This is a genomic window from Rhodococcus sp. OK611, assembly GCF_003050885.1.
Classification (GTDB): Bacteria; Actinomycetota; Actinomycetes; order Mycobacteriales; family Mycobacteriaceae; genus Rhodococcus_G; species Rhodococcus_G oryzae.
The window spans coordinates 97229-108716 of record NZ_QAOZ01000014.1; the positions used below are offsets into that span (position 1 = coordinate 97229).

Genomic DNA, 11488 nt, shown 5'->3' on the forward strand with positions numbered 1-11488 from the left:
GGGAGCCATCGTCCGGTCGCACCGGTCGATGGCTCCCGCCGTTCGTCGGTCAGGCCGCCGCGGTTTCGGTGATGATGCGGACCCGGGGGTCGGGATCGAAGCGGTAGCCGGTGCCGCGGACGGTGGACACCAGCCAGCCGTAGCGCCCGAGCTTCATCCGGACCCGGGAGACGTGGACGTCCACGCTGCGCCCCGCCCGTTCCCGCTCGCCGAGGGTGCCGCTCAGCTCGAGCAGCCGACGCCTGGAGACCACCACCCGCGGCCGCCGGGCCAGGTGGGACAAGATCTCGAATTCGGTGTGGCTCAACGAGACCGGCTCGCCGCGGGTGAACACCTGCCGGGCCGGGAGGTCGATGACCAGCGGAGCGTCGATGGCCGTCGGCTTCGGGAGAGCGGCGGCAGGCGCAGGCGCGGTGTCCATCCGGGCCCGGGTGCTGACGCCGGGGAGGAGCTCCTGCGCGGTCGCGCGGAGTGCGTTGGCGAGGGCGACCAGCTGCTGCCGGTCGGTGGATCCGGTATTGCTGAACTGCAGGGTGAGGATCAGGTCGGGATTCGAATCCCGCTGTCCCAGTGCGGAATCAACCATGGGTAACTCCCAATTTCGAGTGTGTTGGTGTGCGCCGGTCGTGGTCAACGACAGCTGCGACACTCACTCCGAACGGGGGAGAGGACGGTGGAGGTGGGCATGGTGGTGTTCGCCGCCGGGATCATTCGCCGAGCGGGGTCGGACGGAAGTACCGGCCGTCGTGGTACAGCAGGGGAGCCGCTGCCGCCTCCGCGTCGTCCTCGTCGTGCACGCGCGTGACCAGCCCGATCACCAGCGTGTGGTCGCCGATCGGGATGAGCTGGTGGACGGTGGTGCGCAACCAGATCGGTGTGCCGTGCAGCACCGGCTCGCCGGTTTCGAGGCGCTTCCACAGCGATTCGTCGGCGAAGCGCTGGTCGGCGCTGCGCGAGAAGCGCTGGGCGAGGTGCTGCTGGTGTTCGCCGAGCAGGTGGATCACCAGCGAGTCCGCTGCGTGCAGCGCCTTGATGCTCGAGGAGTTGTGCGCGATGTTGAACGAGACCAGCGGCGGGTCCAGCGAGATCGATGCGAAGGAGGTGGCGGTGAAGCCGACCGGGCCCGCCCCGGCGTCGAGCGTGACGATGGTGACGCCCGCCGGGTAACGGCGCATCGCCGCCCGATACTGGTCGGCGGTGATGCCGATCGGGTCCTCGGGGGTGGCCGCGTTGGGCAGGTTCTCGAGTGGCTGTGACAACGGATTCTCCGGATCTTCGGCTGCGTGAGAAGCACGCACTAGGGGTGCGTGCCGACGAGTCGGATCAGCGCGGACACCGGCTCGCGGAGGTGCGGCACAGGTCGACGTGTCGGCGGCTCCACACTCCGTCAGTCACTTCGCCTCCAGGGATCTGTTTCGCCCACTATAAGACCCGGGTCAGTCGACGTCGATGGCCAGCCCGGCCGTGATGCGGAGCAACTCGGAGAAGGTGGTGCGGAACACGGTCGCGGGATGGCCGGCCGCCGCCCACAGCTCGGGGTACTGCGCGAGCGCCGCGTCCACGTAGGTGGGCAGGTTCGTCGGGTGCCCCACCGGGGCGACGCCGCCGATCGGCTGGCCCGTCACCTCCCGGACCGTGTCGGCGGGTGCCCGGGTCAGGGTGCCCTCGAGTCGCTTGCCGGTGTGCTCGATGTCGACCCTGTGCGCGCCGGAGACCAGCAGCAGGATGGGGTCGTCGTCGAGCAGGAACACCAGCGACTTCGTGATCGCGCCGACGTCGACCCCCAGCGCGGCGGCGGCCGCCTCCGCGGTGTGGGTCGACTCGTCCTGGGTGACCACCACGCCGTGATGGCCACGGGAGATCAGGACGCGCGCGACGTGGGCGGCGTTCGGGTGCAGGAGCCTGGCCATGCCCCACAGTAGGACCGGCGCGGCGGCCGCGCACGGCATCCGGGCCGACGTGTCGCGGCACTCACGCCGTTGCGGGTGCGCGCCTGCTGGTTCTGGCGGCGAAGCCGAGCATCAGTGCGACCCCCACCACGGTGTAGATGGCGAGCGTGACGATCGGCTGGCCGACTCCGGTGCCCTGGAAGTAGACGATCGACCGCACCCCCTCGGTGCCTGCCCCCGGGGTGATCCAGCGCCCGATGGCGGCGTAGAAGCCCGGCAGCACATTGGAACCGAAAGCGCCTCCTGCGCTCGGGTTCCCGAGCACGACGAAGATCAGGATCGCCAGCGGCACTGCCAGGATCCCGACGGCCGCCCGTAGCCCCATGGTGAAGATGCCCGTCGCGAAGACCACCCCCGCGCCCAGGAGTGAGAGCGGCAGCAGGTGGCCGGTGAAGGTGCCGAGCAGGTGCGTGGTGATGAGCGCGCCGAGGAATCCCGAGACCGCGGCGTATCCGGCCATGATCGCGATGTGCTTGCCCGCCTCGCGCAGGGTGCTCGGTGCACCGATGAGCAGTCCGATGGCGGCGGCGAGCAGGTAGCCGCCCACCACCCAGCCGAGCGAGAGGTAGAAGCCGGACAGGCCGCGGTTGTCGTGCACCGCGACCGGCACCTCGTCGCGGACGACGAACGTGCGGTGCTTGACGGTGTCGACCTCGGTGAAGATGCCCTCGAGCGCGGTCGCGGCCGAGCTGCCCGCGGCGTTGGCGGTGATGAGGGTGTCGGTGCCGGCGGGGCTGATGACGTAGGCGCCCATGATCTCGCGGTCCCGGATCAGCGAGCGCGCCTCGTAGGTGTTCGCCGCCGTGCGCGCCTCGACCGGGTGGCCGTCGATGCCGTTGAGCTCGTCGGTGACCTGCTGGCCGATGCCGTCGGGCAGTCCGGACTCGGTGACCACCGCGATCGGGATGTCGCGCGGGGTCGGCTGGTGGAACGCGGCCACGTAGCTGGTGATGAAGCCGAGCTGCAGCAGCAGCACGCCAAGGACCACCGCGACCATGATCTGCCGCGGGCTGTAACGGTCGGTCGGGCTGGTGGACCGGTGCGGTTCGGTGGTGGTGGTGGTCGTCATGGCTTCCTTGCTCTCGCGGCGCGTCCTTGCCGATACTCTCGGTATTGAATACCGTAGGTATCGTGAACGAGGTAGGTCAAGGGAGAGCTGCGTCACCGCCGGGCCCGCTCGCCCGGCCGGGACGCGACGTGGTGCGCCAACGGCTGATCGACGCGGCCGCCGAGGAGTTCGTCGAGAACGGCTTCGCCGCGGCCACGCTGGCGGACATCGCCCGCAGGGCGGGGTTCACCAAGGGCGCGGTGTACTCGAACTTCGAGTCCAAGCAGGACCTGTTCGCGGAGCTGTTCGCGCAGCGGTCCCTCGAGCTGGCCGGGCGGGTGCTCGCCGAGATCGCGGGGCTCAGTCCGACCGCCGCCGCGGGGCGGGGCGGCGAGACGATCAGCTCCTGGCTGGTCTCCGACCCCGGCTGGGCGTTGCTCGTGCTCGAGTTCGGCCTGCAGGCCGCAAGGGACCCGAAGATCGCGCAGGCCTACCTGCGCGAGCGGCGGCACCTGCGCGGCCAGCTCGAGGAACTCATCGCCGAGCGGGCATCGGATTGGGGCGTCGGGCGGCGCCTCGACGCCCGCAACACCGCGATCACGCTGATGGCGCTGATCTCCGGGCTGATGCTCGAGCACGCGGTCGACCCCGAGCAGGTCGACCGGCGCGCTGTTCAGACGGCCGTGTCCGAGCTGTTCGCCGGGGCGATCGCGAGCGCCACCCGCGGTTGAGCGGGCCCCTCACGGGGTCACTCAACCGCGGTGGGGCGGTCAGTACACCGATACCGGCGGGCGCCGGCCGGCCCAGGGCATCGCCCGCTCGAGGTCGCCCGCCAGCGCCAGCAGCGTCCCCTCGTCGCCGTACCGGCCGACGAACTGCATGCCGATCGGCCAGCCCTGCGTCGACTGGGCGAGCGGGAGCGAGATGGCGGGGTGCCCGGTCGCGTTGAACAGCGCCGTGAACGAGGCGTACTCGAAGATCCGGTCGTACCAGCCGCGTGCGTCCAGCGCGGGGTCGTCGGCGTCGAGGCGGCCGAGCGGGATGGTCGGTCGGCTCGTCGTGGGCGTCAGCAGAACATCGAACCCGGTGAGGAACCGTGCGACCTCTCGCGTCACGGTGTTGAACACCCGCTCGGCGGCGTAGATGTCGAAGGCGGACAGCGTCTTTCCATGCTCCACGCACGCGAGGGTGGTCGCCTCGAGGTGTTCCCGTCCGGGGGTCAGGCCCAGCTGAGCCGCGGCACCCGTCACGGCATCGCCGAGGAAGCTGCACCAGGCGTCGAGGTTTGCGCGGTCGAACGCCACGGAGTCGATCGACGGCGCGGCCTCGTGCACCTCGTGGCCCAGCTCCGACAACTGCTGCGCGACCATCTGGACCGCGGCCACACTCTCCGGGTCCACCGCGCGGTCCGGGTCGGCGGGGCTCGTGGTGAAGGCGATCCGGAGCCGCCGAGATCCGGTCCGCGCCAGCTCGGCGAAGGGCCGTTCCGGTGCGGGGAAGAGGTAGCGGTCGCCCGGCTCGGAGCCGTGCACGGCGTCGAACAGCGCTGCGCAGTCGCGCACGCTCCTGGTGATCGCGAACTCGACGCCGAGACCCATGAGTGGATCGGCGAAGTCCGGCCCCGCGGTGATCCGACCCCGGCTCGGTTTGAGGCCGACGGCCCCGCAGGCCGCTGCCGGGATCCGGATCGACCCGCCGCCGTCGTTGGCGTGCGCCATCGGCAGTGCGCCCGCGGCGACCAGCGCGGCCGAACCTCCGCTGGAGCCGCCCGCGCTACGGGTGAGATCCCACGGATTGCGGGTCGGCCCGCCGTAGGCCAGCGCCTCCGTGGTGGCGTTGAAGCCGAACTCGGGCGAGGTGGTCGTCGCCATCGTGGCCAGGCCGGCCCGGCGGAAGCGGGCCATCAAGTGGGTGTCGTACGGATAGACGACACCCGGGCCGAACAACCTGCTGCCGCTGCGGGCCGGGACGCCCGCCGCATGCACGATGAGGTCCTTGATCGCGAACGGAACTCCCGCGAAGACCCCCGTCTCGTCGAAGCCGAGCGGGGCCTCGTACCGCTCGCCGGCGATCGCGGACAACTGCGGATCGATCTTGTCGAGCGCCTGTCCTGCGGCCGCCGCGACCTCTGCCGCGCTGACCTGCCGGTCGCGGATCAGGGCCGCAAGGCCCGTCGCGTCCTGTGCCGCGTATTCACCGATGTCCATACGGTCCTCCTCGTGGTGGTGTGGGTTCCGCGGACGGTATGGCGTGCCGGCGTTCTCGGCCTCCGTCGTTTTGCGGAGGCGTGAATCGCGGTGGGCGCGGCCGGGGGCGGGGCATACTCCTGCCATGAGTGCGTCGTCCGCGCGTGAGCGTCTGGGAGCCGCCGTGCGTCTGCGCGCGGAGGTCGGCGCGGGCGCGCGGGCTCCGGAGGCGGGCCGGTTGCTGTTCGCATTGCGCGCCGCGGTCCCGCACGATCACGCGGCGCTCTCCCGTTGGGACCCGATGCGGCGGCAGCATCTGACGTCGGCCAGCTTCGGCTATTCGCCGGAGGCGGCCAGGACACTGAACCAGCGGATGCAGGATCTGCCCCTGTTCGCCGATCTGCAGCAGCACCGGATCCCGCTGCGGCTGCACGACATCGAGCCCGGCCGCAGGCATGGGGCGATCTTCGACGATGTCATCGGGGTGCACGGATACCGGGACGGGCTCAGCCATTGCCTGTTCTCCCCGGACGGGCGGTACGTGGGGATGCTGAACCTGAGCACCTACGCGGAGGACGGCGTGGACGACCAGTCGCTCGCGCTGGTCTCCCTGCTGGCGGAGACGCTGGCGGAGTCCATCGATCCGCTGGCAAGCGCAGAGGGCGGCCGGGTTCGCGTCGAGCCCGGCGAGGAGGCCTTCGTGGTGGACGCCGCGGGTCGGCCGTGGCCGGTCACCGCGGGCGCCTCGCCGCGTCTGCTCGGCGCGGGGGAGCCGTGGCGGGATCAGTGCGCGGCCGGCGCGGAGTTCCGGATCCTGATCGTCGACGGGGAGGTGTTCCGGGTGCGCCTGGAGTCGGTCCGGGCGGGCACCCTGGTCCGGTACCGCGGCGTCGAGGCCCCCGCCGAGTTGACCCTGCGCGAGCTGGAGGTGCTGGTACTCGTCTCGGGCGGGCGATCGAATGCCCAGATCGCCGCCGCCCTCGGCGTCGGCGCCGCCACCGTGGCGACCCACGTCGAGAACATCCTGCGAAAGACCGGCTCGCCGAATCGGACGGCGGCGGCCGTGTTCGCGACGAGGGTCGGGCTGAGCGCGGTGCCCGCGCGTCAGTAGTCGAGGTAGCCGCCCTCCGGACCGAGCATCCGCTCGATCCGGCTCCGGTTGATCTTCGCGAGCTCACCGAGCATGGTCTTCTGCTCGGCGTCGGGGGAGTTGTCCAGCCGGTGGGCCAGGTCGTCGAGCAGGTCCGTCGCCTCGCGACCGGCGGCACACCACAGGTAGACGTGGCCGAATTTCTCCTCGTAGCGCGCCGTCGCCTCCAGTACCGCGGACATGGTGGCCTCGTCGGGCGCCCAGACCGCGCACTGCTCCTGGCTCGAGGCCGTGGTCTGGGCCCGGCGGCCGATGCCGGGGTGACACTCCAGCGCCTGGTCGATGTCCGCCTCGGACAGCTCGAACAGCTCGGAGTCCGCCGCGGTGAGCAGCTCGCGGTGCGATCCGTACGGCCTGCCCTCCGCGACATGCCTGGCCCAGGTCGCCGAGCAGCAGCACTCGAACAGCGCGTGCACCGCGCCCCGCTCGGACAGCGCGTTGAACCTGTCGAGTCCGATCCCCTGATGCATCAACATGGCATCTCCGATCTCGCCCGGCTCCTGAAAGCCGATTCTGCGCTTCAGTCTGACCCCGGAAAAGACCCCGCGGGTGGAGTTTGCGCAGCCTTAACGTGCGCCGCCGGGGATTGTTACTCTTGAGTAATGACCGAGCAGACCTGGAATGCCTTCACCGTCGAGCGCAAGGACCGCGTCGCGCAGGTGACCCTCATCGGGCCCGGCAAGGGCAACGCGCAGGGTCCCGATTTCTGGCGCGAGCTGCCGCTGATCTTCGCCGAGCTGGACGCCGACCCCGAGGTGCGGGCCGTGGTCCTCGCCGGAGCCGGCAAGCACTTCTCCTTCGGCCTCGACCTCGCGGCGATGGCCCCGATGATGGCGCCGGTCCTCGGCGACAAGGCACAGGCCGCACCGCGGACCGCCTTCCACGAGGACATCAAGCAGATGCAGCGCTCGATCAACGCCGTGGCCGACTGCCGCAAGCCGGTCGTCGCGGCCATCCAGGGCTGGTGCATCGGTGGCGCCGTCGACCTCGTCACCGCGGCCGACATCCGTTACGCGAGCGCGGACGCGAAGTTCAGCATCCGCGAGGTGAAGGTCGCGATCGTCGCGGACATGGGCACCCTCGCCCGGCTGCCCGCGATCATCGGCGACGGCCACCTGCGTGAGCTCGCGCTCACCGGCAAGGACATCGACGCGGCGCGGGCCGAGAAGATCGGCCTGGTCAACGACGTGTTCGCCGATGCCGACGCTGTCCTGGCGGCCGCACACGTCACCGCCGCCGAGATCGCCGCGAACCCGCCGCTGGTGGTGCACGGCATCAAGGACGTGCTCGATCACCGCCGTTCGGCGGGCGTGGACGACAGCCTGCGGTACGTGGCGGCCTGGAATGCGGCATTCCTCGCCTCCGAGGACATCGGCGAGGCCATGGCCGCGGTGTTCCAGAAGCGCACCCCGGACTTCCAGGGTCGCTGACCTCCCTCCCCTCCGTTTGTGGGAACCCTCGTCCGGCCGAACCGGACGGGGGTTCTCGTCATTTGTCGCTTGCCCAACGGCGTGGCCCCGTCACATACTTGCGGCCAGAAACTAGTTGAGTGACGCAAGCATTGGGGCGCGGGATGCGAGACGAGATCGAGCCATACGCCGACGAGATCGGCAATTTCCTGGTTCGGCTGCAGCGGGTGCGGGAGCGGACCATCGCCCACGCGAAGTCCACCGACGGGATCGACCCGGCGGCCTATGGCTGCCTGTTCCGCCTGCTCAAGGACGGCCCGATGCGGTCGGGCGCGCTCGCGGAATCGATGTACACCGACCCGTCGACCGTCAGTCGCCAGGTGGCGCAGCTCGTCGAACGCGGGCACGTGCAGCGCCAGGCCGACCCCACAGACGGCAGGGCCAGCGTGCTCGCCGTCACCGAGTCAGGACGGGCCGCCGCGGGCCGGATCCGCGCCCTGCGCAACGAGCGGCTCGGGATGATGCTCGACGAATGGTCCATCGAGGACCTGCAGGACTTCGCGCGCCTGATGGACCGGTTCGTGACGGACTACGAGCGGATGCGTCCACTGTTCACACCCGAGCGGAGCCTGCCGAGCGAGAGTGTCGCCGAGCGGAGCCTGCGGAGCGACTCTGATGCGGAGCGGGGTGTCCGATGACCAAATCGCCCGAACACACCGCCCCCGCCCCCGCACCTGCCGCCGGGGAGTTCAGCCATCGCGAGATCCTGGTCATCCTGAGCGGACTGATGCTTGGCATGTTCCTGGCCTCGCTCGACCAGACCATCGTCTCGACGGCGATCCGGACGATCGCCGACGACCTGCAGGGTTACGCGCTGCAGGCCTGGGTGACCACCGCATACCTGATCACCGCCACGCTCTCCACCCCGCTGTACGGCAAGTTGTCCGACATGTACGGCCGAAAGCCGTTCTTCATGGCCGCGATCGTCATCTTCGTGCTCGGCTCGCTGCTGTGCACCCTCGCCCAGTCGATGTACGCGCTGGCCGCGTTCCGCGCCTTCCAGGGCCTCGGCGCGGGCGGGTTGATGTCGTTGGCGCTCGCCATCCTCGGCGACATCGTCGGTCCGCGCGAACGCGCCAAGTATCAGGGTTACTTCCTCGCGGTCTTCGGCACGTCCAGCGTGCTGGGGCCGGTGCTCGGCGGCCTGCTGGCCGGCCAGGAGACCATCCTCGGAATCGACGGCTGGCGTTGGGTTTTCCTGGTCAACGTCCCGATCGGCGTGTTCGCGCTGGCGGTCGTCTCGAAGGTGCTGCACCTGCCGAAGGTCCGCCGTCCCGGGGTGCGGATCGACTGGTGGGGCGCGCTCGTCCTCGCGATCGGCATCGTCCCGCTGCTGGTGGTCGCCGAGCAGGGACGCGAATGGGGCTGGGGCAGTAACCTTTCGATCGCCTGCTACGTCATCGGCGTGCTCGGCGTGCTCGGGTTCATCTTGGTGGAACGCGGGATGCGCGACGCCGCACTGATCCCGCTGCGGATGTTCCGCAACTCCACCTTCGCGATGGGCGTGGTCATCTCGATCGTCGTCGGGGCCGCGATGTTCGGTGGCATCACGTTGCTGCCGCAGTACCTGCAGGTGGTCCGCGGGTCGAGCCCCACGTTGGCGGGCATGCAGATGCTGCCGATGGTGCTCGGACTCATGGCGGGCTCGATCATCTCGGGTCAGCGGATCTCCAAGACGGGGCACTACCGGGCCTACCCGCTGATCGGCGCCTCGCTGCTCACCCTCGGTATGTTCCTGCTGCACTTCGTGCACGCGGATTCGCCGCTGCCGCTGGTCATGGTCTTCATGGCGATCACCGGCTTCGGTCTGGGCAACCTGATGCAGCCGTTGACGTTGGCGATCCAGAACGCGCTGCCCCCGCAGGACATGGGGGTGTCGACGGCGGCCGCGACCTTCTTCCGCCAGATCGGCGGCACCCTCGGCGTCGCGGTGTTCCTGTCGATCCTGTTCACGCAGCTGACCCCGAACATCAGCGACGAGCTGCGTTCGGCCGCCAAGGATCCGGCCTTCCAGCAGGCGGTCGTGGACGGGCTGCACAGCGCCAACCCTGCCGATGTCGCGCTGTCGACCGGGTTGGCGAGCCAGGACGTCACCTCGGCCGGTCGGGTCCTCGAGGACAGCTCGATCATCCAGCAGCTCAGCCCGGTGCTGGCCCAGCCGTTCAAGGTCGGGTTCTCCGAGTCGATGTCGACGGTGTTCCTGTCCGTGACCGGCGTGGCGTTGGTCGGACTGGTGCTGGTCTTCTTCTGGAAGGAGGTCCCGCTGCGCACGGCAGGGGGACTGGCGGCCTCGGCGGCCGCCCGCAAGGAGAACGGCGACGGCGAGGAATAGGCCGAAACGTGCATGAGTGGTCTCGCCCGGCTGCCGGGCGAGACCACTCAAGTGCGTCGTTCAGACTCGGCGCATCACCGAGACGACCTTGCCAAGCACCACGGCTTCGTCGCCGTCGAGGACCTGGTAGGCAGGGTTACGCGGTTCGAGATAGGTGTGCCCGTTCCGGCGCCGGTACACCTTGACGGTGGCCTCGCCGTCGATCATCGCGGCGACGATCTGGCCCGAATGTGCCTCGTGCTGTTGCCGAACCATCACGATGTCGCCGTCGAGGATCGCGGCGTCGACCATCGAATCGCCGCGCACGCGCAGGCCGAACACCGTGCCGGATCCGACCAGTTCGCGCGGCACGGTCAGCATGTCGTCGGCGTGCTGCTCGGCGAGGATCGGGGTGCCTGCCGCGATGTCACCGACCACGGGCACCTGCACCGAGTCCTTCGCCGATTCCCGCGTCGTCGATCCCCGGAGGAACAGGCGCACGTCGATCGGCCGCGACACCGAGTCGCCGCGCCGCAGAAAGCCGTTCTCCTCCAGGCTCTTCAGGTGCTTCGACACCGTCGATGGGGACCGCAGGCCCACCGCGTCCCCGATCTGCCGGGTGCTGGGCGAATACCCCTTCTCGACCACGAAGTCCCGGATGACGGCCAGAATCCGCTGCTGGCGGGGCGGCAGCGCCGAGGTGTCGAGGTGGTCGAGATCGTCGTATCCGTTCACCTCGGGAATCCTAGTGAAGGCCTACGACGAGAAAAGTGTGGGATCCCGCCCGGAAACCGGGTGGGATCCCACACTTTCGGTGATTCAGTGGTCCAGAGGACCCTCAGCTCAGTGGCCGCCGTTGGCCTTCAGCCGCTCGACGGCCTCGGTGATGACCTTTTCGGCCTCCGCGCGGCCGACCCAGTCGGCGCCGGTGACGTGCTTGTTCGGCTCGAGGTCCTTGTAGTGCACGAAGAAGTGCTTGATCGCGTCCAGCTCGAACTGCGAGACGTCGGCGAGATCCTGGATGTGATCCCAGCGCGGGTCGCCGGCGGGCACGCACAGCACCTTGTCGTCGCCGCCGGCCTCGTCGACCATCTTGAACATGCCGACGGGGCGGGCCTCGACGATCACGCCGGGGAAGACCGACTCGGGCAGCAGCACCATCGCGTCGAGCGGGTCGCCGTCCTCGCCGAGGGTGTTCTCGATGTAGCCGTAGTCGGCGGGGTAGCCGAAGGAGGTGTAGAGGTAGCGGTCCAGCTTGACGCGGCCGGTCTCGTGATCGACCTCGTACTTGTTGCGCTGACCCTTGGGGATCTCGATGGTGACGTCGAACTCCACGCCTCTTCCTCGCTTTGTCTCGGTGGATGGTGCGGGGTCA

14 protein-coding genes are annotated in these 11488 nt (G+C 69.7%); 5 read left to right on the forward strand and 9 right to left on the reverse strand.

The window, feature by feature from the left end; genetic code table 11:
* Nucleotides 1-49: 49 nt before the first annotated feature.
* The 5 genes from C8K38_RS18540 to C8K38_RS18555 all read right to left on the reverse strand — a co-directional run bounded on the left by C8K38_RS18540 (nt 50) and on the right by C8K38_RS18555 (nt 3018).
* A complete protein-coding gene (locus C8K38_RS18540) occupies nt 50-586 on the reverse strand; it encodes a winged helix-turn-helix domain-containing protein (RefSeq protein WP_077043011.1) in 537 nt (178 codons plus the stop codon).
* A gap of 121 nt (nt 587-707) precedes the next feature.
* Nucleotides 708-1259, reverse strand: a complete 552-nt coding sequence (gene dszD, locus C8K38_RS18545; RefSeq protein ID WP_077043010.1) for an NADH:FMN oxidoreductase DszD — start codon at nt 1257-1259, stop codon at nt 708-710.
* Nucleotides 1260-1323: 64 nt separating this feature from the next.
* On the reverse strand, nt 1324-1395 hold the full coding sequence (locus C8K38_RS28115; RefSeq protein WP_354578845.1) for a putative leader peptide: 72 nt from the start codon (nt 1393-1395) through the stop codon (nt 1324-1326).
* Nucleotides 1396-1436: 41 nt separating this feature from the next.
* The gene (locus C8K38_RS18550; RefSeq protein WP_077043934.1) at nt 1437-1910 is read right to left on the reverse strand and encodes a YbaK/EbsC family protein; all 474 of its coding nucleotides are present in this window, start codon (nt 1908-1910) and stop codon (nt 1437-1439) included.
* A 61-nt stretch (nt 1911-1971) separates the two neighbouring features.
* Nucleotides 1972-3018 (reverse strand): hypothetical protein, encoded by a 1047-nt coding sequence (locus C8K38_RS18555; RefSeq protein ID WP_373560272.1) that lies wholly within the window; start codon nt 3016-3018, stop codon nt 1972-1974.
* Between the two features lie 131 nt (nt 3019-3149).
* On the opposite strand from C8K38_RS18555, the gene C8K38_RS18560 reads away from it, so the two are divergent.
* Nucleotides 3150-3728 (forward strand): TetR/AcrR family transcriptional regulator, encoded by a 579-nt coding sequence (locus C8K38_RS18560; protein ID WP_097212982.1) that lies wholly within the window; start codon nt 3150-3152, stop codon nt 3726-3728.
* Nucleotides 3729-3767: 39 nt separating this feature from the next.
* Here C8K38_RS18560 and C8K38_RS18565 read toward each other — a convergent pair whose 3' ends face one another.
* Entirely contained in the window at nt 3768-5204 is a 1437-nt protein-coding gene (locus C8K38_RS18565) for an amidase (RefSeq protein ID WP_097212892.1), read from the reverse strand.
* Nucleotides 5205-5328: 124 nt separating this feature from the next.
* Between C8K38_RS18565 and C8K38_RS18570 the strand changes: the two genes are divergently transcribed.
* Nucleotides 5329-6294, forward strand: a complete 966-nt coding sequence (locus C8K38_RS18570) for a helix-turn-helix transcriptional regulator (RefSeq protein WP_179800625.1) — start codon at nt 5329-5331, stop codon at nt 6292-6294.
* Here the strand turns inward: C8K38_RS18570 and uraD are convergent.
* Nucleotides 6288-6809, reverse strand: a complete 522-nt coding sequence (uraD, locus tag C8K38_RS18575; protein WP_097212894.1) for a 2-oxo-4-hydroxy-4-carboxy-5-ureidoimidazoline decarboxylase — start codon at nt 6807-6809, stop codon at nt 6288-6290. The genes C8K38_RS18570 and uraD overlap by 7 nt on opposite strands.
* A 126-nt stretch (nt 6810-6935) precedes the next feature.
* Between uraD and C8K38_RS18580 the strand changes: the two genes are divergently transcribed.
* From C8K38_RS18580 to C8K38_RS18590, 3 genes are all read left to right on the forward strand, one after another.
* On the forward strand, nt 6936-7763 hold the full coding sequence (locus tag C8K38_RS18580; protein WP_097212895.1) for a crotonase/enoyl-CoA hydratase family protein: 828 nt from the start codon (nt 6936-6938) through the stop codon (nt 7761-7763).
* A gap of 119 nt (nt 7764-7882) precedes the next feature.
* A complete protein-coding gene (locus C8K38_RS18585; protein ID WP_257017583.1) occupies nt 7883-8440 on the forward strand; it encodes a MarR family winged helix-turn-helix transcriptional regulator in 558 nt (185 codons plus the stop codon).
* Nucleotides 8437-10134 (forward strand): MDR family MFS transporter, encoded by a 1698-nt coding sequence (locus tag C8K38_RS18590; protein ID WP_097212898.1) that lies wholly within the window; start codon nt 8437-8439, stop codon nt 10132-10134. The genes C8K38_RS18585 and C8K38_RS18590 overlap by 4 nt, the downstream gene beginning before the upstream one ends.
* Before the next feature lie 60 nt (nt 10135-10194).
* Here C8K38_RS18590 and lexA read toward each other — a convergent pair whose 3' ends face one another.
* Complete coding sequence (gene lexA / locus C8K38_RS18595; RefSeq protein ID WP_097212899.1) at nt 10195-10848, reverse strand: transcriptional repressor LexA; 654 nt, start codon at nt 10846-10848, stop codon at nt 10195-10197.
* Nucleotides 10849-10956: 108 nt separating this feature from the next.
* Entirely contained in the window at nt 10957-11448 is a 492-nt protein-coding gene (locus C8K38_RS18600) for an inorganic diphosphatase (protein ID WP_031939457.1), read from the reverse strand.
* Nucleotides 11449-11488: the final 40 nt, after the last annotated feature.

Bases quoted from the DNA above. Each gene is read 5' to 3' on its own strand.
- C8K38_RS18550 (WP_077043934.1), bottom strand. From the start codon at position 1,910: ATGGCCAGGCTCCTGCACCCGAACGCCGCCCACGTCGCGCGCGTCCTG.
- C8K38_RS18590 (WP_097212898.1), top strand. From the start codon at position 8,437: ATGACCAAATCGCCCGAACACACCGCCCCCGCCCCCGCACCTGCCGCC.
- C8K38_RS18580 (WP_097212895.1), top strand. From the start codon at position 6,936: ATGACCGAGCAGACCTGGAATGCCTTCACCGTCGAGCGCAAGGACCGC.
- C8K38_RS18555 (WP_373560272.1), bottom strand. From the start codon at position 3,018: ATGACGACCACCACCACCACCGAACCGCACCGGTCCACCAGCCCGACC.
- C8K38_RS18540 (WP_077043011.1), bottom strand. From the start codon at position 586: ATGGTTGATTCCGCACTGGGACAGCGGGATTCGAATCCCGACCTGATC.
- C8K38_RS18565 (WP_097212892.1), bottom strand. From the start codon at position 5,204: ATGGACATCGGTGAATACGCGGCACAGGACGCGACGGGCCTTGCGGCC.
- C8K38_RS18570 (WP_179800625.1), top strand. From the start codon at position 5,329: ATGAGTGCGTCGTCCGCGCGTGAGCGTCTGGGAGCCGCCGTGCGTCTG.
- uraD (WP_097212894.1), bottom strand. From the start codon at position 6,809: ATGTTGATGCATCAGGGGATCGGACTCGACAGGTTCAACGCGCTGTCC.